A 25,920-nucleotide genomic window follows, 5' to 3' on the forward strand; every position below is an offset into this window, starting at 1 on the left:
GCGGGAGATAGCAACATCCCCGCACCTTGTGAAGAGGGTATTGCAACCCTTTATGCAGCTGCGAAGAATTCATTGGCATCAGCCGGTCCGGTGATGGACACGGCGATACGATCGCCCTGGATCACGACATCGCCGCGGGCGATGGGATGATTGTTGGCCAGGATCCACACCTGGTCGTCCTCGCCCGAATCGAGCGGGATCACCGCACCGCGTCCCATGCGGAGGAATTGCTGGATCGGCATCTTCGACCGGCCCAACAGGACAGAAATTTCCACTTCCACCGAACTGATCTGACTCACGTCGCACTCCAGGACTTGCGGATCATCATCGCGGGCCTGATGTTTGGCCAATACGGTTTCCGCAGCGTTAAGACTCCAGGATATGGCATTACAAAACGTCGAATGGGCTGTTTCGCCCGGTCTGACGCCCTATCAGCCCGCCCTCGCCTTCATGGAAGCACGGGCCGCGGCGATAGCGGCGGGCGGGGCAAGCGAGCTGGTCTGGCTGCTGGAACACCCGCCGCTCTATACGGCCGGGACCAGCGCGAAGCCGGACGATCTGCTTGCGCCTGACCGATTCCCGGTTTTCGAGACCGGTCGCGGCGGTGAATATACCTATCACGGGCCTGGCCAGCGCGTGGCCTATGTCATGCTCGACCTGACGCAGCGCGGGCGCGATGTCCGCAAATTCATCCAGGCGCTGGAAAACTGGCTGATCGGCGCCGCCGCACAGTTCGGCATCGAGGCCGGTATTCGCGACGGCCGGGTCGGCGTCTGGGTCAACCGGTCAAACGGGCATGAGGACAAGATTGCCGCGATTGGCGTTCGTCTGCGCCGCTGGGTGTCCTTCCACGGTATCGCCTTCAATGTCGATCCGGACCTCAGCCATTTTACCGGCATCACGCCTTGCGGGATTTCAAACCCGCTCTATGGCGTCACCTCACTGGCCGACCTTGGGCATCAGGTCTCGATGGCGGATTTCGACATCGCCCTGCACCTGGCCTGGACAGACGCCTTCGGCGATGTCACCCGCGCCGGCCCGCCGCAGCTTGAGCCCGCTCAGCCCTGATTGGCAGGGGACCCGTTGCGCTGCATGGTCGCAAACCACAACACAAAGACCGCGAGCACGCCCCAGAACGCGAAATAGGACGGCCAGGCTGTGGCCCCCAACATGGCCATCGCGCGTTCCGTGTCCGATTCGAGCCAGGCCGAGAAGGCCTGCTGGAAGCCCGGATCCGAGACCGCCGCATTGAAGGCCGCGGTGTCGGACGTATCCACGCCCTGTTCCTCGGCGAAGGTGATCATGGCCTCGAAGGAGGCGATGCCGACACCGATCAGGGTGCCAATGCCCTTGGCGACGATTGACAGGACCAACGGCAGGACAGCGAGGCCAACACTGCGGCCGGCATGGCGGCGCCGGTTGGCAAACAGCGAAAAGCAGAAGAACCAGATCGCCGCCATCGGGATGATGCCCGGAACCGGCGCGGTGCCGAAAGCGAGCCGGATCGCATCGATGGCGGCCAGCACGGCAATCCCCAGGACAAAGGCGGAGACCGAGGCGCGGTGATTGGGCAGGAGCAGGGCGAGCGGGTTCATGAATTCATCCTGTGGGCAATGAAACGACCGGTCCCCGTATCTACTAGGGAACCGGCCATATTCAAGCAGGATTCGAACCGGACATGTCCGGTTCGGGCAGCCGGCGGATCGACTACAGCTTGTAGACGAAATAGCCGACCACGCCGTTCGCGATCAAGCCGCCGATCGCCGAGGCGAGCACATTTCCGGGCGTCACTGCCAACATGCTGCCGCCCGACGTCGCAACGCCCGCGCCCAGCAGCGGCGCCAGAATCAGGTTTATGGCGGCTGCGATGACAATCACCCCGACGATTGCCGCGAGGGTCAGCCAACCCGACTTGCCGGCATCGTGGAAACGTTTGGAATAGACACAGACCCAGGCAAAAAGCGAGATCAGCCCGACAACAAGTCCAAGTAATGCGAACAGCATTCCGAGGCCCGGCATCATGGAGAAAACCCGCAGCACCAGGTTGACCGCCAGAATCGCGACAATGCCCTGGGCGAATTCCTGGGGTGACAGCTTGCCGGCCGCGCCAAACAGTATCCGCTTGGCGTCCGCCGGCTTGAGAATGAAGTCGCTAAGTGACATGCCTTTGTCTCTCCCCTGTCAGTGACAAGGCCAAGACTACGCGGATTCCGCGAAATTTCCATGGCCGTTTCGCGTCAGAGGGGGACCTAGCCAGGCGTATCGTCCTCGTCGGCCGGCGCCTGCTGCGGATCGGTCATGACGGGCTCGATATCGACCGCAGGAGCCGGACCATACTGGTTGTCGCCGGATTCACCGGGTGCCATGCCAAGCCAGAGTGTGTAACCGACCCAGACCAGCGTGCCCAGCCCGCCCAGCGACAGCAGGCCACCCCCCGCGGACAGGAAGAGCGCCGGCCCGAGCGTTTCGCCTGACATGACGGCCGACAGGATCACCCCGCCCAACATCATCACGGCCAGAATGGCAATCACGAAATTGACGGCCCACGGGATGGCATGGATCGCCGCGCTGCGACCGGTGTCGTGCAGACGCTTGCCATAAACGCACAGGCCCACCCAGATCAGACCCAGCCAAAGGAGGCCGCCCAGGATCGGAATGATATTGGCGAGCACATTGCCGCCGATGATGATCGCGACACCGATCCAGTAATCGCGTGCCGCAATCCGGCCATTCGGGTCGAAAAACAGGAATTGCCAGTTCATCGCGTCTGCCTTCCCCCGGGACGGGCCCGGACCTATTCGAATTCGACCAGAAGCTCGTCCGCCGCGACCGACGCGCCAGCCTCCACCTTGATAGACTTGATCGTACCGTCGGTCTCGGCGCGCAGCACGTTTTCCATCTTCATGGCCTCGACGATGACCAGCGGCTCGCCGGTCTTGACGGTCTGGCCTTCCTCGACTTCCAGCGAGACCACCAGGCCCGGCATCGGCGAGACGACCAGCTTGGCCATGTCCGGCTTTTCCTTCTCAGGCAGTATGGCATGCAGCTCGGCCGAGCGCGCCGTGCAGACCAGGGCGACGGCCGAGAAGCCTCGATGGCGCAGACGATAGCCCTCGGTACGGTCGGCAAATTCCAGGGCGACGGCCTGACCATTGATGCTGGCTTCAAACAAGTGTTGCCCGGCGCGCCAGCCCGTCTCGACTTCGAGCCGTTCCGAGGCCAGCGAGGGCGCCCACATGGAAGCCTTGCCATCCCCCGTCATCTCGATCTCGACCGGGATGCGGCGCTTGTCGAGCAGCACGACCCATTCGCGCACTCTCGGCTCGTCGGCCGGGCGCATGCGACCCTCGATCTGCCCGGCGCGGCGCACGAATGTCTCGTGCACAAAGGCGGCCGCACAGGTCATGGCGACCAGTTGCTCCTCGCGTGGCGCCGTGCCGTGGAAACCTTCGGGGAAATGCTCGCCGATATAGCCGGTATGAATGCGGCCGGCGCGGAAATCAGCCTCGTCGAGCACCGCCGACAGGAAGGGCGCGTTCGACTGCAGGCCTTCGACATGCAGACGGTCGAGCGCCGCCGCCAGCGTGTCGATCGCGGTTTCACGATCCTTGCCGTAACCGATCACCTTGGCGATCATCGGATCATAGAAGAGCGAAATCTCGTCGCCTTCACGGACACCGGCATCGATGCGCAGCTCGCCCTTGCCCAGCTTGCCTTCGGCCGGCTCCTGGAAACGCTTCAGGCGCCCGATGGACGGCAGGAAGCCGCGATAGGGATCCTCGGCATACAGGCGCGCCTCAACGGCCCAGCCCTTGATCGGTACGTCGCGCTGGGTCAGGCCCAGCGTCTCGCCGGAGGCCGAGCGGATCATCAGCTCGACGAGATCAACATCGGCGGTCAATTCGGTAACCGGATGCTCGACCTGGAGGCGGGTATTCATCTCGAGAAAGTAGAATTTCTTGTCCTTGTCGACGATGAACTCGACCGTCCCGGCACTGTCATAATCAACCGCGGCAGCGAGTGCGACGGCCTGGGCCCCCATCGCCTCACGTGTCTTCTTGTCGAGAAAGGGAGACGGCGCCTCTTCGAGGACTTTCTGGTTGCGGCGCTGGATCGAGCATTCGCGCTCGTTGAGATGGATGACATGGCCGTGCTTGTCGCCCATCACCTGGATCTCGATATGACGCGGCTCCTCGATGAATTTCTCGATCAGGATGCGATCATCGCCGAAGGACGACCTGGCCTCGTTGCGGGCCGCCTTGAAGCCTTCCCTGACCTCGGAATCCGAGCGCGCAATCCGCATGCCCTTGCCGCCACCGCCGGCAGAGGCCTTGAGCATGACCGGATAGCCGATCGCCTTGGCTGCCGCGAGCGCGGTATCGGCATCGGCAATCTCGCCATCGGCACCGGGAATGGTCGACACGCCGGCCTTGGCGGCGAGCTGTTTGGAGCGGATCTTGTCGCCCATCGCGTCGATGGCATGGATATTCGGCCCGATCCAGCCAACCCCGGCCTTCTCCAGCGCCTTGGGCAGGGCCGGGTTTTCTGACAGGAAACCGAATCCGGGATGGACCGCATCGGCACCGGTCTGCTCGACCGCATCGAGGATCTTGTCGAGCACGAGATAGCTTTCGCCCGGAGCCGAGCCGCCGATGAAGACCGCCTCGTCCGCCATTTCGACGGCGAGACTGTCAGCATCCGCTTCGGAATAGACGGCAACCGTGGCAATGCCGAGACGCCTGCAGGTCTTGATGACGCGGACGGCGATCTCGCCACGATTGGCGATCAGGATCTTCTTGAACATGCTGGCCCCTTGATCCGGGTGCGGGTGGATACCGCACAGGTGTCACGGGTTTAGCGTGGCTTGACCGGGGGCGGCAAGCGGCGGCGGCGGCTCGTCTCAGTCCCCGTCGCGCGGACGGTCCAGCCAGTCCGCCTCGAGCGCCCGCAACCTGCCGACAATCGAGACCAGGAAGGCGGTCGACCAGCCGATCATCAGGAAACCGGTGAAGCCCTCCATCGCAGAAACCAGCCGCCATTCGCTGTCGATGATGACATCGCCATAGCCGAGCGTGGTGAAAGTCGAGGTGGAAAAATAGAGCGCCTCCTCAAGGCCCGTCACCGCCCCCAGCGCGAGATAGATCATGGCAAAGCTCCATATCTCCACCGCATGCAGGACAAACAGGCCCAGGACTATGATGAGGATGAACAGGGCCTGACGGAGGACGGAGCCGTGCGGATCAATGCGCGAGGTGCGCAGGCGGGCCAGCGCGAGCAGGGAGCCAAGGCCGACCATGTGGACCATGACGGTCCAGACGGCCAATCCGGCCGAGACGAGCAAGGCGTTCATCATCCGCAATCCCTCCGAGGCTGGCAGCGCGCGCGATTCGCCTTAGTGTTCCGGGCAAAAGGGAATCGATCAATGAGCAAAGCCGTCTACCGCCTGTCCTCCATCGCTCGCCCGCTGGAAGCAAGATATCCGACCAACAAGGCGGTACTGATCGCCCTGCCCCTGATCGCGCTCGGCCTCGGGACATATGCCTATGTCTCGGCCGGCGGCGGTGCCGTCAATGCCGTCATGACCGGGCTGGAAGGCATGCTGGTGAGCTTCCTGGTCTGGGCGCTGGGCCGTGAAGCCGATCCCGACCGCAATCTCACCGCCTTCGCCAGCGCCGCGCTCATTCTCTATGCCCTCGTGCTCGGCCTGCCGGTTGCCGTCTGGACGCTAGCCTTCGTGCTGATGGCGGCGCGCCTGGTCAATCGCACGGTCGGCCAGGCGGCCAAGCCGGGCGATCTGGTGATGGTGCTGATCCTCGCCGGCTTTTCGGTCTTCTCCGAAGGCTATGCGCTGATGGGCCTGGTGGCCGCGATCGCGATTGTGATCGACGTCAATCTCGACCGTTCGCGCACCCTCGCCCTCATCGCGGCGCTGATCGCCCTCGCCTTCACCGTCTGGCATCTGATCACGCTGGAGGGCGATTTCGCCGCGCTCCTGTTCCCGGTGGATGCTTCACCAACGCTGATGGCGGTGATCGGCAGCCTCGTCGTGATCGGCCTGCTGGGCGCCTGGCTTTGCCCGCTGCCGACCAGTGTCTGCGACGCGCGCGGCGCACCGCTCAGCCATGCCCGTGTGCGCGGCGGACGTCTGGTGATGGCACTCGCCCTCCTGGCCGGCATGGCGGAAGGCAATGCCCTGGCTCACGCGCTCTACCCGCTCGGCTGTGTGCTGCTGGTGACCTTCATCGTGCGCTTCCTGCCACGCGGCCGGGCCAAGGTCGGCGCCTGACGGGCCGGCCCCTTTTCCGGGACCGACTTCTGCGAGACAATGCCGGACGAAGACCCGCCAAGCGGGCGCGAAACGGAGGTCGAGACGCCATGAAGCAGACGCATCCGCCCGGCAATGACCGCAAGCTCTCAGATTGCGTGAGCCGCGAGGAATTGCGGGCCCTCTCGCGCACGACAAACTGGCAGGGCGGGCTGATGCTGGCTGGCAATCTGGCACTGCTGGCATCCGCCTTCGCGCTCGCCATCGCCTGGCCCAACCCGCTGACCATTCCTGCCGCCGTCCTGATCATCGCGGGGCGCCAGCTTGCGCTATCCATCGTGCTGCACGACTGCGCCCACAAGGCATTGTTCCGCTCGGCCTGGCTCAATGAGTTTGTCGGGCAGTGGATCGGTGGCGCGGCGGTGGATGTGCCGCTTCAGCTCTATCGCGACTATCACCTCAACCATCACCGCCATGCCGGCACTGACCGCGATCCCGACCAGGGCCTGGTCAGGGCCTATCCGGTGACGCGCGACAGCCTGCGCCGCAAATTCACCCGCGACCTCACCGGTCAGACCGGTTTGAAGGAAATGGTGATGGCCTGGCGCAAGCCGGACTGGCGCGCCAAACTGCCCTTCCTCACCTTCCAGCTCGTGCTGGTCGCATCCCTCGCCGCGGCGGGTGCAGTCTGGGCCTACGCCCTCTGGTGGGTGGCACGGCTCTTCGTTTACCCCGCGATCATGCGTCTCAGAAATATCGGCGAGCATGGCGTCGCGACTGACCGCTATGACACCGAACCTCGCCTCAACACCCACACAACGATCGCCCGCTGGTTCGAGCGCCTCGTGGTGGCGCCCAATAACGTCAACTACCACCTGGAACACCACATGTTCGCCGCCGTCCCGCCCTACAACCTGCCCCGGCTGCACCGCTTGCTGGCGAGACGCGGCTATTATGAGGGCCACACCTGCATCACGCACGGCTATCCGGCGATGCTGGCCAAGGCGGTGCGGCCAGAGGCACAACAGGCCGCCTGAGGCGTCATGTCGCCTCGCATCGGGCTGCCCGGCCTGCGATGAACAGACGAAGCGGACACCGGAAGGAGCACGGTTGTGACGCGGACAAGGTCAACCGCAGCCCGCCGGTTCCAGACTGGCGGGCCGGCCTGTTTCGAAACGCGAGGCCTGTCCCGCGATTTCGGAGAAGGTCCGACACGCGTCCGGGCGCTGCGGGGGGTCGACCTTACTATCCCGGCCGGTGAGGTCGTTGTCCTGCTGGGCGCATCCGGATCAGGCAAGTCCACCCTGCTCAATATTCTCGGCGGCCTGGACCGCGCGACGGATGGTGATTTCAGGTTCCGCGGGCGCGACATGACCCGAATCAACGAAGCCGAGCTGACCCGGTTCAGGCGCGACCATGTCGGTTTCGTTTTCCAGTTCTACAACCTCATGCCCAGTCTCACAGCCCGGGAAAATGTGGAGCTGGTCACCGAGATTGCCAGCCACCCCATGCCGGCGCACGACGCGCTGGACCTGGTCGGCCTGAGCGACCGCGCCGATCACTTTCCCTCGGAAATGTCAGGCGGCGAACAACAGCGTGTCGCGATCGCCCGAGCGATCGCCAAGCGTCCGGAAGTCATGCTGTGTGACGAGCCAACCGGAGCGCTGGACAGCGCCACCGGCGTTCGGGTCTTGCAGGCGCTGAAACGGGTCAACCGCGAACTTGGGTCTACCGTCCTTCTGATCACCCACAATGCCGGTGTGGCCGCCATGGCCGACCGCGTCATCATACTGGCCGATGGCCAGGTGCGTGAAGAACGGGTCAATGACGCCCCGGTCGATCCGGAGGCCCTGAGCTGGTGAGCGGCGGTCGTCGGGATATGGCCGCCGCGCTGCCGGCACGGCTGGATCGCAAGATGGTGCGGGACTTGTGGGCCATCCGGCTCCAGGCCCTGGCCATCGCGCTCGTGGTGGCCGCCGGTGTCGCCGTCCATGTCGTCGCCGCGGGCATGCTGGACAGTCTGCAGGAAACCCGGGACGCCTATTATGATCGATACCGGTTCGCCGATGTCTGGGCCCCGGTCGTGCGGGCACCCGACAGTGCCGCGGAGGCGCTGCGCGACATCCCGGGCATCGCCAGCGTCCAGACCCGGGTGCGCGAGGCCGCCTTGTTTGACATGCCCGGCCTGTCTGCTCCTGCCACCGGCGTTATGCTTTCGCTGCCCGAGACCGGGCTGGCTGCCGTCAACCGGATTCACATGACCGCCGGCCGCCGCCCGCGCACCGGCGAGCGCGACGCAATCGTGCTGCTGGACGGTTTCGCCCGTGCTCACAATCTGGCCGTCGGCGAGACGGTCATGGCAACCATCCGCGGAGGGCGCGAGCAGTTCCGCGTGGTCGGCACCGCCCTGTCGCCGGAATATGTCTACGCCATCGCGCCCGGCCAGCTGGTACCCGATCCGCGCCTGTTCGGCGTCGCCTGGATGGGTCGCGAGGCCCTGGAGCAGGCCGCCGACGCGACCGGCGCTTTCACCGAGGTCGCCTTGACGCTGCAGCCCGGGGCCAGCGAACCGGCCGTCATTGATGCTCTGGACCGGCAGCTTTCCCCCTGGGGCGCCCCGGGAGCCTATGGCCGGGAGGACCACTTTTCCGACGCCTTTGTATCAAGCGAGATCAACCAGCTGGACACCATGGCGTCCTTGCTGCCGCCAGTCTTTCTGCTCGTGGCCGCCTTTCTGGTGAATGTCGTGCTGACCCGGTTGATCGCCATGGAGCGCGCCCAGATCGGTCTGCTGAAGGCTTTCGGCTACAGTTCAAGCGCCGTCATCACCCACTACGCCAAATTTGCCCTGGTCATCGGGTTTGCCGGCCTGGCGCTCGGCCTGGGAGGCGGCGTTTGGCTGGGCCGCCTGATGGCGGCCATGTACATCGAATACTATCACTTTCCCTTCCTGCTTTTCGAACTGCCCGCCTCCATCTACGCCTCCTCCTTGATCGTCACCCTGGTTGCGGTCGGTGGCGGGGCTGTCCTGGCCGGGCTGCGCACGGCACGGCTTTCTCCGGCCGAGGCGATGCGGCCCTCTCCGCCGCCGGATTATTCCCGGGCGCTCGGTGCCACGCTGGCGCGCTGGCGGCGTTTCGACCAGCAATCGCGGATGATCCTGCGCCATGTCCTGCGCTGGCCGGCGCGCGCCGCCTTCACCCTCGCAGGTATCGCCGTCTCCGGCGCGCTGCTGGTCTCGTCCATGTACTTCCTCGACGCGATGGATGCGATGATCGACGCCCATTTCAACCTCGCCAACCGGCAGGATGTTTCTGTCACGCTGGTCGAGCCCCGTTCGCGGGCCGCCCTGCATGAGATTGCGCGTCTTCCGGGGGTCCTGGCTGCCGAGCCGGTGCGCCATGCGCCGGCGCGCCTTCGCTTTGCCGGGCATGAGGAACGTGTCGCCCTGACCGGGGCACCGCAGGACGCAAGCCTGTCCCGCCTGATCGGCGCGGACAACTTGCCGGTCACGCCGCCGCCGGGCGGGCTGATCCTCTCGCGCGATATCGCCACGCCCCTGGGCCTGCGTGCCGGGGATTGGGTCGAGGTGGAGATCACCGAGGGCCACCGTCCCGTCTTCTTCCTGCCGGTCAGCAATGTCGTCACAACGCTGATCGGGTCCGGCGCCCTCATCAATATCAGTGACCTCAACGCCCTGATGGGCGAGAGCGACATGATCACCGGCGCCGTGCTTCGGATCGACCCGGATCGGGCCGATGCCCTCTACACAGCGCTGAAGGATGCCCCGGGCGTCGCGGAAGTCGGCCTGCAAAACGAGGCCCGGCGCCGCTTCCAGGCGATCATGGACGAGGTCATTGGCGCCTCCATTTTCATCTACACCGTCTTCGCCGGCCTGATCGCAGTCGGTGTGGTCTATAACAGCGTGCGGATCGCCTTCTCCGAGCGCGAGCACGAACTCGCCGTGCTGCGCGTCCTCGGCTTCAGCCGCGGCGAAGTCGCCTACGTCCTGCTCGGCGAGATCGCGCTATTGACCCTGCTCGCCCTGCCGCTGGGCGCCGCACTGGGCGCCGGCCTGTCCTGGTACTTCTCCCGCGCCATGAGCTCGGACCTGTTTCGCCTGCCCTTTATCATCGATCCCAGTACCTTCGGCTATTCTGCCCTTGTCGTCGTGGTCGTCGCCCTGTCCTCGGGCCTGATGGTCCGGGCTCGGCTCAACCGGCTCGACATGGTCACCGCACTGAAAACGGGAGACTAGGAAACCGTCATGACGCTTCGCTTTCGGACCGTATTCTGGACCGCCGCCGCCCTGACCGTGCTGGTCACCCTCATCTGGAGTTTCTGGCCGGAACCGGTCCGCGTTGATATCGCGCGGGCCGCCATCGCCCCGATGACGGTGGAAATCCGCGATGAGGGTCGCACCCGGATCCGCGATGTCTATGCCATCGCCGCGCCGGTCTCCGGCCGCCTCCTGCGCATCGACCTGGAACCGGGCGACCGGATCGAAACCGGCGATGTCCTGGCCCGCATCCTGCCGTCCGAGCCCTCCATTCTGGATACCCGCAGCCAGGGCGAGGCAGAGGCTGCCATCCACCTCGCCGAAGCGGCGCTTTCGGCGGCCCGTGCCGACGCCCAGACAGCCACCTCCGCGCTGGATCTGGCCCGTGAAGACCACACCCGGATCGCCCGACTGCGCGCGACCGGAACGGCCTCGCAGGCCCAACTTGATCGCGCCGCTGCAGAGCTGCGCAGCGCCCAGGCCGCAGCCATCCGGGCCCAGGCGGCCATCCGCATGCGCGAGGCCGAGATCGAGGCGGCCCGCATCCATTTGCACGGCGCCGGATCCGGCCCTCAGACCGGTGAGATCTTCGACATTCGCTCCCCCATCGATGGCGTCGTCCTCCAGGTCAGCCGGGAAAGCGAAGGCCCGGTCGCCGCCGGCGCTTCCTTGCTCGAGATCGGCGACCCGGCCGGACTCGAAATCGTCGCCGAATTCCTGTCGGCCGATGCGGTGCAGACAGGGCCGGGCGATACGGCCAGCATCACCGGCTGGCGCCGTGACGCTCCGCCGCTGCCCGCGCGGGTGCGCCGTGTGGAGCCCTATGGTTTCGAACAATATTCCCCGCTCGGCGTCGAGGAACAGCGGGTCAATATCGTGCTGGACTTCACCGGCCCGCCGGACGACTTGGGAAAGCTGGGTCATGGCTATCGGGTCGAGACCGCCATCACGGTGTGGCAACGCGATGATGCCCTGCAAATCCCCGTCGCCGCCCTCTTTCGCCATGACCGGGAGTGGGCCGTCTACCGCATCATTACCAATCGCGCCCGCCTGACCCCGGTCGTGATCGGGCGGGATAACGGCATCCAGGCCGAAATCCTCTCAGGCCTGTCGGCAGGTGATCGCGTCATTCTCTATCCAGGCGAGGGGGTTGCCGACGGCGTGGTGGTACGGGAAAGGTCCGTGACGGAATAGGGATCAGGCAGGCGCACGCGCACACGCGCGAATGCGGTGCAGGCCGCCGCCCCGAACCTAGTCCCCGGCGGGATAGAACGCCGCCTGCATCGCCCGCTGGGTGAGCGGCTGCAGCTCGGGCATGCCGGGACCGGCATTGCGCTGGACCATGCCGACAAAGACGATGTCATGCGCAGGGTCGACCCAGAACCAGGTCATGGCCCGGCCATCCCACAGATAGGTGCCCTCGCCCACGGCCACGCCGCCCAGCCGCGGATCGGTCACCACGACGCCGTTATAGCCGTACTGGTAGCCCGGCCGGATCTGCTGGAAACCGATCCCGAACCCGCCCGCCGCCACGGCATGGCTGATCTGGTTGGTCATGATCGTCTCGACAGAGGCCTCGGTCAGCACGCGCACGCCGTCCAGCTCGCCACCGCCCAGCAACATGCGACCGAAGCGCAGGAAATCATCCGCCGTCGAGAACAGCCCGCCGCCGCCCCAGGCGAAGCCCGGCTCGGTGAAGGGGTCGATGAAAAGCCCGTCCGACGTGTTTTCCGGCTGCAGCCGGCCATCGCGCCAGTCATAATTCGTGGCCAGACGATCGGCCCCGGCCGGATCAACGGAAAAGCCGGTATCCGCCATGGCCAGCGGCGTGAAGATATGATCGCGCATATAGTCCGACAGGCTCTGCCCGCTCAGCCGCTCGATGATGACGCCCTGCAGGTCCATCGACACCGAATAACGCCACTCACTGCCCGGCTCGGCATTCAATGGCAGGCTGGCCATGGTCTCGATGAAATCGTCGGACGACGGCGACGCCCACAGATTGGCCTCGCGATAGCGGTCATCCACCCAGCCTCCCAGGAAGCCATAGGAGAAGCCCGCAGTGTGGGTCATCAGCTGAGCCATGGTCGGCGAACGCACCGGCGGCGTGATGACCGGCTCACCCTCCGCATCCAGCCCGCGAAACACGCCGACATCCGCCAGCTCGGGCAGATAGGCGGCAACCGGGTCATCGGGATGCCACAGCCCCTGCTCATAAAGCTGCATCATCGCCACGGCGGTCACCGGCTTGGTCATGGAATAGATGCGCACGATCGTGTCGGCCCGCATCGGCGCGCCGCTCTCCAGATCCCGCACGCCCTGCCCCCAGCGTCCGATGAGCGCGTCATCCTGCCAGACCGCCACGGCGACACCGGCAAGCTCCCCGTCATCGATCAGGGGCTGAAGTGCCTGCGCGACCGGCTCGATAACGACAGGCTCAGAGCCATCCTCAGGCCCGGCCTCTGGTCCCGCCGAGCACGCTGCCAGCACCAGAGCCGTCAGTCCCGCCACAATCCGCATGCTGAAACTCCCGTGTGCCGCCTTCTCCGGCAAGCCTCTCACAAGCCAGTGTTAGCGCCAACAGAAGATGTGGTGAAAGCGCGCGCGAGCGCGGAACGATCCATACATCGCTTGTGCACACATGGCCTTCGGCCACCCCATCGACCCGCCGCTGCGCGCCGGGCCACTTCCCCACTATGTGGGGAAGAAAACAATCCCGGATCGGCCTTTCCTCCCCACATCGTGGGGAGGTGGATCGCCGCAAAGCGGCGAGACGGAGGGGCGCCGCCGCAGGCGGCGGGGTACCCCTAAAGCGGAATATTATCGTGCTTTTTCCATGGGTTCTCTGCCTTCTTGTTCTTCAGCGTTCGTAGCGCCGAGATCAGGCGTTTGCGGGTGCCGTGGGGCATGATGACGTCGTCGATATAGCCGCGGCCGGCGGCGACGAAGGGGTTGGCGAAGCGGTCTTCGTACTCCTTGGCGTGTTCGGCCATCTTGTCGGGATTGTCGGCATCCTTGCGGTGGATGATCTCGGCGGCGCCCTTGGCGCCCATCACCGCGATCTCGGCGGACGGCCAGGCATAGTTGACGTCGCCGCGCAGATGTTTCGAGCTCATCACGTCATAGGCGCCGCCATAGGCCTTGCGGGTGATGACCGTGAGCTTGGGCACGGTGGCCTCGGCATAGGCAAAGAGGAGTTTGGCGCCATGCTTGATCAGCCCGCCATATTCCTGCTTGGTGCCGGGCAGGAAGCCGGGCACGTCGACAAAGGTCACCAGCGGGATGTTGAAGGCGTCGCAGAAGCGCACGAAGCGGCCGGCCTTGCGGCTGGCATCACTGTCCAGAACGCCGGCGAGTGACATGGGCTGGTTGGCGACAAAACCTACCGGCTGACCATCGAGGCGGCCGAAACCGGTGACGATATTGGCGGCATAGTCCGGCGCGATCTCGAAGAAATCGCCCTCATCCGCCACCTTCTCGATCAGCTCCTTGATATCATAGGGCTTGTTCGGATTGGACGGGACCAGCGTGTCGAGGCTGGGTTCGAGCCGGTCTGCCACATCATGGGTCGGACGCTTGGGCGGCGTCTCGCGGTTGGACAGCGGCAGGAAGTCGATCAGGCGGCGCAGCTGGACCAGGGCCTCGATATCATTCTCGTAGGCGCCATCGGCAACGCCGGACTTCCTGGCGTGAATGGAGGCGCCGCCGAGCTCTTCATGGGTGACGGTCTCATTGGTGACGGTCTTCACCACGTCCGGCCCGGTCACATACATGTAGGAGGTGTCCTTCACCATGAAGATGAAGTCGGTGATGGCGGGTGAATAGACATCACCGCCGGCGCACGGCCCCATGATCATGGAGATTTGCGGCACCACGCCGGAAGCCAGCGTGTTCTGCAGGAAAATATCGGCATAGCCCCCCAGCGAGGCGACGCCTTCCTGGATGCGGGCGCCACCGGCGTCGAAAATCCCGATGACCGGCGCGCCGTTCTGCAGTGCCGCCTTCTGGATCTTGACGATTTTCTGGGCGTGGGTCTCCGACAGGGAGCCGCCGAAAACGGTGAAGTCCTTGGAGAAGAGATAGACGAGACGGCCATTGATCGTGCCATGGCCCGTGACCACGCCATCGCCGGGGATTTTCTTGTCGGCCATGCCGAAATCGACACAGCGATGCTCGACGAACATGTCCCATTCTTCAAAGGAACCTTCGTCCAGCAGGAGTTCGATCCGTTCGCGCGCCGACAGCTTGCCCTTGGTGTGTTGCGCGGCAATCCGCTTTTCACCACCGCCCATGCGCGCCGCGGCCCGCTTGGCTTCGAGCTGTTCGATCACGTCTTTCATGGCCAATCCTTCCCCCGTCGGGATTCTTGTTATGCGCCAGATAGCAGACCCGCGAACGCTTTCGCAATCAAGCTGGTACGCCAGTCACAGGTCGTCCGGCGCAGGGATTGCAGCTGGACAGGCACAACGAATTTGGGGACTGGCGCATGGGCAGCCAAAACTTGCGGACCGAAGTTGTGAAGATCGACGGGCTTGGCGCGTCGGAATGCGAAGCCTGGAACGCGTTTCGCGCCACAACACCGTCACTTGGCTCACCCTATTTCACGCATGAATTTACACGCGCTGTCGCCCGGACCCGCCCGGACACCCGCATCGCAATCCTGCACCGAAACGGGACAATTTCGGGATTTCTGCCGCTCCATTTGTCCCGTTCGGGTGTGGCACGGCCGATTGGCGGACCGCTCGGCGACCATCACGGGCTGATCACCGACACCCCGGATCTGGATGTCGAGGCCGCGCTGGCCGGCACCGGATTCGGCATTTTCAACTTTCATGGTGCCCTCGCCGGACAAGCCAGTTTCGCCCGGGCTGCCACCCGCCCGGCGGAAACCTCCTGGGTCTCGGACCTGTCCGCCGGCTATGACAGTTTCCTCGAGGACTGCGCCCGAGAAGACGCCAAGGCGATGCGGAATATCCGCGCCCGCCAGCGCAAGCTGGCCGAGATGGGCGATGCGGTCGTGTTTCGCCTCGATGACCGGCGGCCGGAAGCGCTGCGTGCCGTCATCGAGACCAAGCGCGCACAATACCGCCGTACGGGGGCGCTCGACGTTTTCGTGGCGAGCTGGGCCCGAAAGCTGATCGAGGACCTTTTCGAGACCGATACACCGACCTTTGCCGGCCTGCTGTCGACCGTAGAGATCGAGGGTGAGCTCGCCGCCGCACATTTCGGCATGCGCTCGGATCGCGCACTGCACTACTGGTTCCCGGTCTATTGGCCGGAATTCTCCAAGCTGGGCCCGGGCCTGACGCTCTATCTCGAAATCGCGCGCTTCCTCGAATCCCGCGGGATCAAGGAAATTCATCTCGGGCCGGGCGATTACGACTTCAAACGCCGCCTCTCCAATGCCGGTTTCGATGTGCTTGGGGGCCGGCTCGAGCGCCCGTCGCTTGCGCACGCAATCGTTCGCACCGGCCAGCTTGTCGACCGCACAGCCCAGGCCCTTCCGCTTGGACGTGTCTCAAACTGGCCCGCCAAGGCCTTTCGCCGCCTCGACAAATGGGCGGCAGTTCACGCCTTCTAGGAGGCCGATCCCGATGACCACATTCTTCTCGCCCGACGGCTCGATTGACGCGCCCCTGCAGGCCTTCGGATTCGCGGTCGCCGTCGCGCTCGCAATGGCCATCGCCGTGAAGGTCCTCTGGCGCGGGATGGGCCGGATCGGACCGGTCGGGATGATGCGGCAGGGTCTCGACCTCGACATGCTGGCCCTGTTCGCGCTGGTTCAGCTGGCCGCGCTCAATCTGTTCGACCACACCGTCCGGCCCCTCGCCGGCGTTTTCCGGCCCGAAGTGGGCGATGGCGGCCTGATCGAGAACCTCACCATCCTGCTGATGCTGTTTCCGGTGGCGCTGACCGCCGAGCGCATCTGGCAGCGCAATCGCGATACCGCCTTCGGCGGCGTCTGCCTGGTCGCGACCGCGCTGGTCCTGATCCTTGCTTTTGGGGAAGAGGTCAGCTGGGGCCAGCACTGGCTGGGTTTTACGCCGCCGGACGCCGTGCTGCAGAGCAATCTCCAGGAAGAGTTCAACCTGCACAACTACATCCCGCCATCGACGATGGAGGCCCTCTACTACGGCCTGGGGCTTGGCCTCCTGGTGCTGGGCGCCCGCCTTGGCTCCATTGTGGAAGCCCCCCGGGGCGACCGCGTGCTGCTGCCCCTGCGGGCCCTGCTGCTTCTGAGCGGTGTGCTGATGTGTCACCACATCTTCCAGGAACTGGCAGAACTGGCCGTGATTGCCACCGGCTTTTTGATCTGGAACCGGATGGACGAAGGGCGGCTGCGTTTCCGCGAAGGCCCGGTGCGCACGCTGGCCGCTATCTAGCCGCCCAGGCCAGCGCCCGCGCCTCGATCTGCGAAACCAGTTCTGACTTGGCTGACTGGTAGGCCTCGCCGGACAGGGCGCCACGAGCGGTCAGGGCCAGCTTGTGCGCGCCATAGCGCCGCGCCTCCTCCTGATGCTCCCTGAGATAGTCGCGAAAGACAAGGTGGCGCCGAAACCCCTCGCTCCCGCACAGATAGGCATGGATATGGGCGAGCCGGCTTCCGTCCGCTGCCTCGCGACGAAAATAGCGACGCCCCGGCAGACCATATTCCCCCTTCACCTGATAGCCTGCCTCCCGCATGGCGGCAGAGCAGGCATCAAGCCGCTCCAGACTGTCCACACTCACCAGGATATCAATGATGGGCTTGGCGGCCAGGCCGCGTACGGATGTGCTGCCGACATGCTCGATGCGGCCCGCGACGTCGCCCAGCAAAGTGGCCAGACGCTCGCGCTCAAGCTCGAAACGCGCAGACCAGCACGGGTCCCAGGCGCACACGGTCACCGCCATGAGATTTACTGGAACGGGTTCAGCTTTTTCAGGAAATACTGCAGGCCGCCACGGTTTTCCTTGCGGTCGAGCTCCTCCTGGGAGGTCAGGAAAGTGGTCTGCACGACATAGCGCTCGCCCTCGAAGGGCAGATGCCCGTGCCAGGAATTGTCCGCGCGCAGGAAGGCGAAGACATAGCCGGCCAGCGGCGGCACTTCCTCGGTGAAATCCTCGAAATCCTTGGGCCCGTTGAGCACGCGGATACAGCCCGCACCCGTGCCATCCCACTCGGCATTGAGATAGGTCAGCATGGTCAGGATTTTCGACTTCGAGTCGTTGTGGATCGGGCCGTCCGACAGCTGGGAAATCTTGCGCACCGTGATCATGCGCGGCTTCTCGGTGAAATCGACGCCGAACTTGTCTGTCAGCACCTGGGCCAGGTCCGGCGAGTTGAGGTCTTCCATGAGACGCTTGAACGCGCCACTGGCCTCGAGCTTGGAAAGCGGCAGATAGCCCGGCTTGTCGATCGCAGGATAATCACGGCGCACGTCCGCCGCCTCGGTTTCGCTGAGCGCTGCCTCGGCAACGAGATAATTGTAGGGCTCGGTCCGCAAATTGGCGCGACGCAGGGCGTCAAAATCGAGCATCCCGCCGGGGCCGGTCTTGCCGGGGTGCTCAGGGCCGGTGTGCGCAGGGCCGGTGTGCGCAGGGCCGGTTTGCCCTGGGACGATGTCAGCCATGATCCAGTCTCCGCAAAATCACGTGACGCAGGTTAGCCGTCTGACGTCCGGCATCAAGCCGCAGACGCCGCGTCCAATGCGCGCAGGACTTCGCCCATCACGACCAGTTCCCGGCGCAGGCGCGCCAGGCGGTCGGCGGCCTCGTGGTCTTCGCCCCACTGGCTGATCTGGAAATGCTCGTCCAGCGTCGACAGGACGAAGGCCTTTTCGCCATCGATTTCGCCCTCGAGCAGGGCCAGTGCGATCAGCGCCGAACCACAGACGGCCGTGACATGGGCCAGGGTCGTCAAACGCCAGTCGTCCAGCTCGCCGGCCCGCTGCATGACGCGTTGCAAGGCGACCGGATCCTGGTCGATCGGCATCAGGCCCGTCGCCGGCACGAAACGGGCGTCCAGGGAGCGTCCAGCCCAGGCAATAATCGGATCCCAGGCGGCGGCCTGCGATGCGATCAGGGCAGCCGGTTCCGGTGCGCGGAAGCAGACCAGATCGGTCGAAGCGTATTTCGTGACCTCCGCCACGGTCGCTGCCCGTGCGTCGGGAATGAGATCCAGCGCCACGAAACACAGGCGGGTTGCCGGCATGGCCGGCGCATCAATGCGTTCGCCCTGGGCAGCCCATTCCGACGCCACCAGCTCGGCAAGCGCGCGGGTCGGCAGGGACAGGGCGCGGCGGGCCGGTGACTTGACCGGGCGACCGTCGAGATGGACGGCAAAACCGTCACCTTCCGCGACCACGGTCACATCGGTGTAAAAACGCTTGGGCAGGGAATTCTCGCGGCTCGGGATCTTGACGCCCGGCTTGGTCTCATAGGTCAATTCAAGTCTCGATCATTGCGGGGACGGTCGGTAGACGTAAAAATGACGCTCGACCGCGCTTCGCTGGGCGATATAGCCTTCCCTGTCATTTGTCTCACCATCGCGCAGCAGCACGTAATGCGCGCAATAGGCGGCTCGAGCCGCTTGCGAGATCGGCGAAACAAGCGCCTCGAAAGCGTCGATCGAAAGCACTTCTTGCGGCATCGGGCGGGTCACGGGAAAGTCCGGGTCTGCCAGATCCGACGCTGACAAGGCGTGAACGCCGGCCGGTTCGGACAGGCGTATGCCCCCGGCGCCGAGCGTTACAGCATATATATACCCCGGCGCGCCTCCCCCGGCGCTCATCGTAGCAACGACCGGCAGGCAGGGCGGAACACCGAGCGGCAGCGTGCGGGCCGGCACGTCCTGGCCATGTTCAGCCAACTGTGACGCCAATCGGTCCAATTCCCTTTCCAGCATCTCGACGCGGCTCGTATCCAGAGCAACATCCGGTGCCTGGGCTCGGGCCAGGACGCGATCATATTCTTCCTGAAGGTTTGCCAGCTCCTCATCAAGGCGGACGATTTCAGAGCGCCGGCCAATATCAAGCGCCCGGAACAGGCTGTCGCGCCAGTCCGGAACCAGAAGAATGGTCGCCGCAATGCCCAGCAGCGCAATCGCCGCAAGCGCGAGCAGGATGCACAGCAGGCATCTGGGCTCAGGCTCATCGGTGATGGGCGGTGCTTCCTTCGGAAATGCCAGAGAAAGAAAAAGTTTGCACAGGGCCGAGCCATCCCTGGGGGTCTCGGCAAGCGGGTCGAAACCGCCGAAGCGCAGCGCCTCACCCTGGTCAACCGCGCTTTGTTGGCGGCGGATCAGGAAATGCGTATGCAAGGGGGCTTCCATGAAGGCCGGTACGCAATCGGGTGCCATCTGCACCAGCGCCGCCGGTGCAAGATTCGCGGTCTTGAAGAACACGAAGAGTTCGACCGCATAAGGCCCCGCGCGCTTGGGCGCAAAACGGTCATGGATCAACCGGGTGGCACTCCCGATTTCCCGCTCGCGATCAGAGCGGACGCCTTTTGGCAGCGCGGCGCGGTTCTTTTCGAGCGCGGCCAGCTTTTTGCGCCAGGCAAGCGCCTTCCAATACCCGACCCCGCCACGCCAGGAAACGGCCAAGAAATCATCGCTGTAACTGGATTCAAACGCCCGTTCTTCCCAATAACCTTCGGCAATTCGGGATTGAACGCACTGGTCGAGTTCGCGCTTCAGGGTTTGAAAGCGGCCGGATTGGGAGTCGATCGACGCCTCAACCGCGGTTCGGGATTCGGCAGTGATTGAGGTCGTGCCCATCCCCGACTCCCCGACTCGCCACGAGCGCGAATTCTACCAACCGGGAGTAGCAGGAACAAGACATAAACGGAAAGCCGGATATGAGAGGTCGCTCAAGATTTCCCGTCGACCGTGGCCGCGAAACGGTCCAGCGCGGCATTAAGGGCTGCGAATTCATGATGGATGCTGTGGGCGCCGCCCTCGGCAATCTCGTCTTCGGTGTGGAAGCCCCAGCCAACGCCCAGCGTGTGCACACCGGCATTGCGGCCCATCTCCATGTCAAACCGGGTATCGCCGATCATCACGGTCTGGAAGGCGTCCATGCCGGTTTCGCGCATGGCGTCGAGCACCATGCGCGGATGCGGCTTGCCGGCGCCACCATCGACGGTCTGCAGCGTGTCGAAATAGCGGTGCAGGTCGTGATGCTCGAACACGATGTCGAGGCCGCGACGCGCCTTGCCGGTCGCCACGCCCATCAGCCAGCCGGCATCGACCAGGCGTTCGATCGTCTCGCGCACGCCATCATAGAGCGGTTCGGAAAAGCCGGCCTCGGCGCGCTGCTCGACGAAGGCTTCCTTGTAGAATGTCGCCAGTTGCACGGCCTTTTCGGCCGTGTAATCCGGCGGAGCGAGCCGGGTGACGGCCTCGGTCAGCTCAAGCCCGACAATGGTGCGGGTGCGATCATAGTCGATCCCGCCCAGCCCGGCCCGGCGAAAGGCACGGTCCATCGCCTTCTGGATCACCTGGCGACTGTCGACAATCGTGCCGTCGACATCCCAGATCGCAAGTTTGAGAGGGGTGTTCACGCCGCGAGGCTCCATTTGCTGACCGCGACATAGGCGGCTGTGCCGGGCTTGGCAAGCATGCCCCGCCTCGTGCTAGCTATGCATCACAGCCCAGCCGGAGTGCGCCTGACATGACCCTGCCCGAAAACATCACCGAGACCGAGCGCACCGCGCTGGACGCTGCCGCCTTCCGCCGCCTCGTCGCGCATCTGGATGCGCACAGGGAAGTCCAGAACATCGATTTGATGCTGCTCGCCGATTTTTGCCGCAACTGCCTGGGTGACTGGTGGCGCGAAGCCGCCTCCGAACGCGGCATCGAGGTCACAAAGGACCAGGCCCGAGAGCGCGTTTACGGCATGCCGCCGGCCGAGTGGAAAGCGAAACACCAGGGCGAGACCAGCCCGGAAAAACTGGCCGCCTTCAAGGCAAAACAGGCCGGAAAAGAAGCCTAGGCCGCCTCTCCTACGCCAGGTCTTCCTCGATATCCGTCTCGTCAATTTCCTTCACCGAAAAGCCGAGCGTGTCGTAGATCTTCTTCAATGCAGGCGGCAGGTCCGCCGTGAGCACGAGCGACTTGCCGCCCGGACGCGGCACTTCCAGGCGACGCGCATGCAGGCAGAGCCGACGTCCCAGATCCTCCGGGGCCGGCCGGTGACAGGTGTATTTCTTGTCGCCGAGAATGGCGGTGCCCATGGCCGCGAGATGGACGCGCAGCTGGTGGGTCCGGCCGGTGACCGGACGCAGCGCGACCCAGGATGCCTTCTGGCCCGCCTCGCCGATGACCACATAGCGGGTCAGGGCGTGCTGCGCGCCCTCATCGCCATGACCGGCGGCGACCATGGTTTCACGCTCGCTGTCGACGCCGACCGAGGCGGCCTTGCGCATGAAGCCCTTGATCTCGCCCTTCTTGGGCTTGGGCACACCAATGGCGATCGCCCAATAGGTCTTGCGGGTCTTGTGCGACTGGAAGGCCTTGGCGAGGCGGGCTGTCGCCTTGGGGCCCTTGCCGACAATCAGGATGCCGGACGTGTCCTTGTCGAGCCGGTGCACCAGCCGCGGCCGGTCGAGGCCTTCGCCGAACGCGTCCAGCAGACCGTCGAGATGGCGTGTTGTCTTGGACCCGCCCTGCACGGCCAGACCGGCCGGCTTGTTGAAGGCGATCAGCTCGTCATCCTCGTAGATGACCAGCGATTTCACATAGGCGATGTCGTCATCCGACAGGCGGTTGGCCGGCGGCCGTTCACCGGGTTCGGGCAGCGGCGGAATGCGGATTTCCTGGCCCTCATGGACCCGGCTGTCGCCTTTCACACGTCCACCATCGACCCGGATCTGTCCCTTGCGGCACAGTTTCTGGACCATGATGGCGGAGACATGGGGAAAGCGCCGCTTGAACCAGCGATCTACCCGGGAGCCGTCCTCGGACGCTTCGACCCTGATGGTCTGGACACCGCTCATGCAAACGCCTTCCGCATGATCCAAAGGCCGAGAAACACCGCCGCCAAGGCGAGCACGACCGAGCTGGCCGCATAGCCGAAGGCCGGCAGGATGGCCTTGCGCTCAAGCATATTGGCAATCTCCAGCGAAAAAGCCGAAAAGGTCGTGAAGCCGCCAAGGAATCCGACGGCCCCGAACAGGCGGATATATTGCTGGTCGGCGCGATCGGTTGCGGCAAGCCAGCCGATCAGCAGGCCCATCAGCAGCCCCCCGGCCAGATTGACCGCGAATGTGCCCCAGACCTGTTCCGGACCGAACCAGCGAAAGGTCAGCCGACCGACCTGATAGCGCGACAGGGCGCCCAGCGCACCGCCGACGCCGACGAGAAGATAATTGATCATCCCGGCTCGATAGGGTCCCGCAGCCGGATTGGCAAGCACTCCCGCATTCGCGATCGCGACATTAACCCGGCACTAACCAATCCTTAATTTCACGTCATAAACCGCAACCCATGCGTTTTTGCAAGGCTGCCTTGGCATAATGTCGATTGCCGATCATCGCTAAGTCCTTATTTACCAACGTGCGAACCGGGAAGGCTCGGCTCGCCTGGAAGACAAGGACTGAACCCATGATGGACCGTGTTTCGAACTCCCTCTCGACACTCGTCAATATACTTTTCGTGGCCGGTGTGTTTGGCGCCATGACGATCGCCCTCGGCGGCGCATTCGCCTAGGTTGAGCCGCCCCCAAGGGCTCTTCCCATACGGCACCCGATCCGGACCGGCGACACGCCTCACCGTCCCCCGTCCTGATCACACCCGACCCCAAGCGAAAGCGGCAGCCTCCCCCCGGGACTGCCGCTTTTGTTTTGTCGACATGCCTTGGATACGCCACACGCGGCGCTAGACTGTCCCGACAATCGGGGAGTCGACCAATGTCCATCTTCATTCTGGCCGCCATGCTTGTCCTGCAGGACGCCGAGGCGCCGCCACCGGTGGAAGCCGTGGCCGAATCCGAACCCACTGACGCCGCGACCCTGATCGCCCGGATCGAGGGACGGCTGGCAGCCTATGGCGATACGGTCGCCCAGATGGCGGCCCGCAAGGCGCGCGAGCGTTATCTCTCCGAACTCCTGCTGCCCGTCATCGCGCGCAATGATCTCGACGATGGTGCGCGGGGCGAAATCCTCAACGCGCTGGGCGCGGAAATGCGCGAGACCGAGGACGGCAATAATCGCTGGGCGCTGGGCCAGATCGACCCGCAGCGTTTCGCCATCCTGTGGCAGGAACACCCGCGACTGGGCGCTGACCTTTTGCGCATGGCGGCGCGCGATCCCGACAGCACGCCACGCCTCGTGGCCGCGCTGGAACCCGTTGCCCTCGCCGGCGGCTATGACGGCGCACAATACGCGGCCATGGCAGATGCGCTGGCCGTGACGGAAAACCGCCCGCAGCCCTATGGCACCGCGACGCAGTGCGTTGACGGAACCACCCGGGCCTGGCCCGTCGCCGATCCCGAAGCGATCAACGACGACCGGGCCGCACTCGGCCTGGGTCCGTTTGAGGCCGACACGGTCGGCGGCGAGGCCTGCGAGACGCCGACTGCCGGCACAGAGTAGCGGAACTCAGGCGTCCGGCCTGGCTCGCAGGCTCAGGACCAGAACCAGCGCCACCGAAACGATGGCCAGAATGGCCCCGATACCGAGCAGCGGTCCGACCGTCGATTCCTCGGCCATTTGACCGAACATCAGATAGAGCGACGGGATCATCACCAGCACGGCAATATGGTGCAGGCCGACCTGGGCCCAGGCCAGCAGGCCACTGCCGAGCTTGAAGACGCGGTACAGGATCGCCCAGAGGATCGGCAGGACGCCGCCCAGCAGCATCATGTGGGCATGGGTCGGCATTTGCGTGTGATCGCCCGAGCGGCCCATATGCTCGCCCAGCAACATGCCGAGAATGAGCCAGATGAGGCCAAGCGTCAGGTGAATGCGTTCCGGTTTCATGTGAACTCCCCCCAGAGTCATTGCGAGGGGAGCATTCGCGTGAACCGTGTGATTGGCAAGTACCGCCTTATGGTCGCCCGCCGCGGCGCTGATCGCGCAAGGCCCGCCATCGGGTCAGACGTTCGGCGATCGCCGCTTCGCGGCCGCTGTCGCGCGGTTCATAGAAGACCGGACGATCGGGCATGTCGTCCGGGAAATAGTCCTGCCCGGAAACACCGCCGGCGGCGTCGTGGTCATACTCATAGCCCTTGCCATAGCCCTGGTCCTTCATCAGGGCCGTCGGGGCGTTGAGGATGTGCGCGGGTGGCATCAGCGAGCCTGTTGCCCTGGCCGCGCTCCGGGCCCGCTTGAAAGCGACGTAAACGGCATTCGACTTGGCTGCCGTCGCCAGGTGCACGACGGCATGGGCCAGCGCCAATTCCCCTTCCGGCGAACCGAGCCGCTCATAGGTGCGGGCCGCCTCATTGGCAATCATCAGACCGGTCGGGTCGGCCAGTCCGATATCCTCCGACGCCATGCGCACCAGGCGGCGCGCGAGGAAGAGCGGATCCTCGCCGCCCTCCAGCATGCGCGCAAACCAGTACAGCGCCGCATCCGGGTCCGAGCCGCGGATCGACTTGTGCAGGGCCGAAATCAGATTGTAGTGCTCTTCGCGGTCCTTGTCGTAGGCAGTGGCGCGCTTGTTGAGGAGTTCGGCAAGATCCTCGGCGCTGACGGTTGTCTGCGGATCAAAGGTGAAGACTTCCTCGACCAGGTTCAGCATGTAGCGCCCGTCGCCATCGGCCATCGAGCGCAGCGCCGCACGGCCGCCGGCATCGAGCGGCAGTGCCCGGCCCATCTCGGCTTCCGCGCGCAGCATCAGAAGCTCCAGCCCGTCATCATCCAGTCGCTTGAGGACGAGAACCTGGCAGCGCGACAGCAAGGCGGCATTGAGCTCGAAGGACGGGTTTTCCGTGGTCGCCCCGACCAGCGTCACCGTGCCCTCCTCCACCACGGGCAGGAAACCGTCCTGCTGGGCCCGGTTGAAACGGTGGATTTCGTCGACGAAGAGCAGTGTGCCGCGCCCCTGCTGGCGCCGTGCGCGGGCACGCTCGAACGCCTTCTTGAGATCAGCAACGCCGGAGAAGACGGCCGAGAGCGGCTCGAACTCGAGCCCGCTATCCTCGGCCAGCAGGCGGGCAATCGTGGTCTTGCCGACCCCGGGCGGTCCCCACAGGATCAGCGAGGCGAGACGGCCCTGCGCGCGCATGCGGGCGATCGGGCCCTTGCCGGCCAGCAAATGATCCTGGCCGACCACATCGGCCAGGGTTTGCGGACGCAGGCGGTCGGCGAGCGGGCGCGGGGCATCGGCGTCAAGGCCGGCGGCTTCAAACAGGCTTGTCATCAGGGCCAAGACTAGGCGTGTTCGCGGTTTCGC

General features: G+C 64.8%; 27 protein-coding genes. 10 read left to right on the forward strand and 17 right to left on the reverse strand.

What is annotated here, in order from left to right:
* Window positions 1-50: 50 nt before the first annotated feature.
* Window positions 51-299 carry a FliM/FliN family flagellar motor switch protein gene (locus tag QZZ02_RS10940; protein WP_041637474.1) on the reverse strand — a complete coding sequence of 83 codons (249 nt, stop codon included), beginning with the start codon at window positions 297-299 and terminating at the stop codon, window positions 51-53.
* A gap of 82 nt (window positions 300-381) precedes the next feature.
* On the opposite strand from QZZ02_RS10940, the gene lipB reads away from it, so the two are divergent.
* The gene (gene lipB, locus QZZ02_RS10945) at window positions 382-1,068 is read left to right on the forward strand and encodes a lipoyl(octanoyl) transferase LipB (RefSeq protein ID WP_291844399.1); all 687 of its coding nucleotides are present in this window, start codon (window positions 382-384) and stop codon (window positions 1,066-1,068) included.
* Here the strand turns inward: lipB and QZZ02_RS10950 are convergent.
* From QZZ02_RS10950 to QZZ02_RS10970, 5 genes are all read right to left on the reverse strand, one after another.
* Window positions 1,059-1,595, reverse strand: a complete 537-nt coding sequence (locus tag QZZ02_RS10950; RefSeq protein WP_291844401.1) for a hypothetical protein — start codon at window positions 1,593-1,595, stop codon at window positions 1,059-1,061. The two genes, lipB and QZZ02_RS10950, sit on opposite strands and share 10 nt — an antisense overlap.
* 112 nt (window positions 1,596-1,707) lie before the next feature.
* A complete protein-coding gene (locus QZZ02_RS10955) occupies window positions 1,708-2,163 on the reverse strand; it encodes a DUF805 domain-containing protein (protein WP_291844404.1) in 456 nt (151 codons plus the stop codon).
* An 86-nt stretch (window positions 2,164-2,249) separates the two neighbouring features.
* Complete coding sequence (locus QZZ02_RS10960) at window positions 2,250-2,762, reverse strand: DUF805 domain-containing protein (protein WP_291844407.1); 513 nt, start codon at window positions 2,760-2,762, stop codon at window positions 2,250-2,252.
* 32 nt (window positions 2,763-2,794) lie between these two features.
* Window positions 2,795-4,804, reverse strand: a complete 2,010-nt coding sequence (locus QZZ02_RS10965; RefSeq protein ID WP_291844410.1) for an acetyl/propionyl/methylcrotonyl-CoA carboxylase subunit alpha — start codon at window positions 4,802-4,804, stop codon at window positions 2,795-2,797.
* A gap of 96 nt (window positions 4,805-4,900) precedes the next feature.
* A complete protein-coding gene (locus tag QZZ02_RS10970) occupies window positions 4,901-5,353 on the reverse strand; it encodes a potassium channel family protein (RefSeq protein WP_291844413.1) in 453 nt (150 codons plus the stop codon).
* Between the two features lie 69 nt (window positions 5,354-5,422).
* Between QZZ02_RS10970 and QZZ02_RS10975 the strand changes: the two genes are divergently transcribed.
* From QZZ02_RS10975 to QZZ02_RS10995, 5 genes are all read left to right on the forward strand, one after another.
* On the forward strand, window positions 5,423-6,286 hold the full coding sequence (locus QZZ02_RS10975) for a hypothetical protein (RefSeq protein WP_291844416.1): 864 nt from the start codon (window positions 5,423-5,425) through the stop codon (window positions 6,284-6,286).
* Window positions 6,287-6,375: 89 nt separating this feature from the next.
* Window positions 6,376-7,302: a fatty acid desaturase family protein gene (locus QZZ02_RS10980; protein ID WP_291844419.1), complete on the forward strand. Its 927-nt coding sequence runs from the start codon at window positions 6,376-6,378 to the stop codon at window positions 7,300-7,302.
* A gap of 75 nt (window positions 7,303-7,377) precedes the next feature.
* Window positions 7,378-8,127, forward strand: a complete 750-nt coding sequence (locus QZZ02_RS10985; RefSeq protein WP_291844422.1) for an ABC transporter ATP-binding protein — start codon at window positions 7,378-7,380, stop codon at window positions 8,125-8,127.
* On the forward strand, window positions 8,124-10,523 hold the full coding sequence (locus QZZ02_RS10990; RefSeq protein ID WP_291844425.1) for an ABC transporter permease: 2,400 nt from the start codon (window positions 8,124-8,126) through the stop codon (window positions 10,521-10,523). The genes QZZ02_RS10985 and QZZ02_RS10990 overlap by 4 nt, the downstream gene beginning before the upstream one ends.
* 9 nt (window positions 10,524-10,532) lie before the next feature.
* On the forward strand, window positions 10,533-11,738 hold the full coding sequence (locus tag QZZ02_RS10995) for an HlyD family efflux transporter periplasmic adaptor subunit (protein ID WP_291844429.1): 1,206 nt from the start codon (window positions 10,533-10,535) through the stop codon (window positions 11,736-11,738).
* 57 nt (window positions 11,739-11,795) lie between these two features.
* Here the strand turns inward: QZZ02_RS10995 and QZZ02_RS11000 are convergent, their stop codons facing one another.
* Together QZZ02_RS11000 and QZZ02_RS11005 are read right to left on the reverse strand one after the other, a co-directional pair.
* Entirely contained in the window at window positions 11,796-13,064 is a 1,269-nt protein-coding gene (locus QZZ02_RS11000) for a serine hydrolase domain-containing protein (RefSeq protein ID WP_291844432.1), read from the reverse strand.
* A gap of 287 nt (window positions 13,065-13,351) precedes the next feature.
* Window positions 13,352-14,884 carry an acyl-CoA carboxylase subunit beta gene (locus tag QZZ02_RS11005; protein WP_291844435.1) on the reverse strand — a complete coding sequence of 511 codons (1,533 nt, stop codon included), beginning with the start codon at window positions 14,882-14,884 and terminating at the stop codon, window positions 13,352-13,354.
* 146 nt (window positions 14,885-15,030) lie between these two features.
* Here QZZ02_RS11005 and QZZ02_RS11010 point away from each other — a divergent pair, with 146 nt between their 5' ends.
* Together QZZ02_RS11010 and QZZ02_RS11015 are read left to right on the forward strand one after the other, a co-directional pair.
* A complete protein-coding gene (locus tag QZZ02_RS11010; RefSeq protein ID WP_291844438.1) occupies window positions 15,031-16,125 on the forward strand; it encodes a GNAT family N-acetyltransferase in 1,095 nt (364 codons plus the stop codon).
* 13 nt (window positions 16,126-16,138) lie between these two features.
* Complete coding sequence (locus QZZ02_RS11015; protein ID WP_291844442.1) at window positions 16,139-16,927, forward strand: hypothetical protein; 789 nt, start codon at window positions 16,139-16,141, stop codon at window positions 16,925-16,927.
* On the opposite strand, the gene QZZ02_RS11020 is transcribed toward QZZ02_RS11015, so the two are convergent.
* From QZZ02_RS11020 to QZZ02_RS11040, 5 genes are all read right to left on the reverse strand, one after another.
* Complete coding sequence (locus QZZ02_RS11020) at window positions 16,920-17,435, reverse strand: GrpB family protein (RefSeq protein ID WP_291844446.1); 516 nt, start codon at window positions 17,433-17,435, stop codon at window positions 16,920-16,922. The two genes, QZZ02_RS11015 and QZZ02_RS11020, sit on opposite strands and share 8 nt — an antisense overlap.
* A gap of 5 nt (window positions 17,436-17,440) precedes the next feature.
* A complete protein-coding gene (locus tag QZZ02_RS11025) occupies window positions 17,441-18,154 on the reverse strand; it encodes a 2OG-Fe(II) oxygenase (RefSeq protein ID WP_291844449.1) in 714 nt (237 codons plus the stop codon).
* A gap of 53 nt (window positions 18,155-18,207) precedes the next feature.
* A complete protein-coding gene (locus tag QZZ02_RS11030) occupies window positions 18,208-18,969 on the reverse strand; it encodes an ATP12 family protein (protein ID WP_291844452.1) in 762 nt (253 codons plus the stop codon).
* A gap of 12 nt (window positions 18,970-18,981) precedes the next feature.
* A complete protein-coding gene (locus tag QZZ02_RS11035; RefSeq protein ID WP_291844455.1) occupies window positions 18,982-20,301 on the reverse strand; it encodes a hypothetical protein in 1,320 nt (439 codons plus the stop codon).
* A 92-nt stretch (window positions 20,302-20,393) separates the two neighbouring features.
* The gene (locus QZZ02_RS11040; protein ID WP_291844458.1) at window positions 20,394-21,086 is read right to left on the reverse strand and encodes an HAD-IA family hydrolase; all 693 of its coding nucleotides are present in this window, start codon (window positions 21,084-21,086) and stop codon (window positions 20,394-20,396) included.
* 110 nt (window positions 21,087-21,196) lie between these two features.
* Between QZZ02_RS11040 and QZZ02_RS11045 the strand changes: the two genes are divergently transcribed.
* On the forward strand, window positions 21,197-21,517 hold the full coding sequence (locus QZZ02_RS11045; RefSeq protein WP_291844461.1) for a DUF1244 domain-containing protein: 321 nt from the start codon (window positions 21,197-21,199) through the stop codon (window positions 21,515-21,517).
* A 10-nt stretch (window positions 21,518-21,527) separates the two neighbouring features.
* Here the strand turns inward: QZZ02_RS11045 and QZZ02_RS11050 are convergent, their stop codons facing one another.
* Together QZZ02_RS11050 and crcB are read right to left on the reverse strand one after the other, a co-directional pair.
* Window positions 21,528-22,520: an RluA family pseudouridine synthase gene (locus tag QZZ02_RS11050; protein WP_291844466.1), complete on the reverse strand. Its 993-nt coding sequence runs from the start codon at window positions 22,518-22,520 to the stop codon at window positions 21,528-21,530.
* Window positions 22,517-22,900 carry a fluoride efflux transporter CrcB gene (gene crcB / locus QZZ02_RS11055; RefSeq protein WP_291844469.1) on the reverse strand — a complete coding sequence of 128 codons (384 nt, stop codon included), beginning with the start codon at window positions 22,898-22,900 and terminating at the stop codon, window positions 22,517-22,519. The genes QZZ02_RS11050 and crcB overlap by 4 nt, the downstream gene beginning before the upstream one ends.
* A gap of 532 nt (window positions 22,901-23,432) precedes the next feature.
* On the opposite strand from crcB, the gene QZZ02_RS11060 reads away from it, so the two are divergent.
* Entirely contained in the window at window positions 23,433-24,116 is a 684-nt protein-coding gene (locus QZZ02_RS11060) for a hypothetical protein (protein ID WP_291844472.1), read from the forward strand.
* Between the two features lie 6 nt (window positions 24,117-24,122).
* On the opposite strand, the gene QZZ02_RS11065 is transcribed toward QZZ02_RS11060, so the two are convergent.
* Complete coding sequence (locus QZZ02_RS11065) at window positions 24,123-24,503, reverse strand: hypothetical protein (RefSeq protein ID WP_291844475.1); 381 nt, start codon at window positions 24,501-24,503, stop codon at window positions 24,123-24,125.
* A gap of 67 nt (window positions 24,504-24,570) precedes the next feature.
* A complete protein-coding gene (locus QZZ02_RS11070; protein WP_291844571.1) occupies window positions 24,571-25,887 on the reverse strand; it encodes a replication-associated recombination protein A in 1,317 nt (438 codons plus the stop codon).
* Between the last annotated feature and the right edge of the window lie 33 nt (window positions 25,888-25,920).

The organism is Maricaulis sp. (genome assembly GCF_015665295.1).
In the GTDB taxonomy this organism is placed as follows: domain Bacteria; phylum Pseudomonadota; class Alphaproteobacteria; order Caulobacterales; family Maricaulaceae; genus Maricaulis.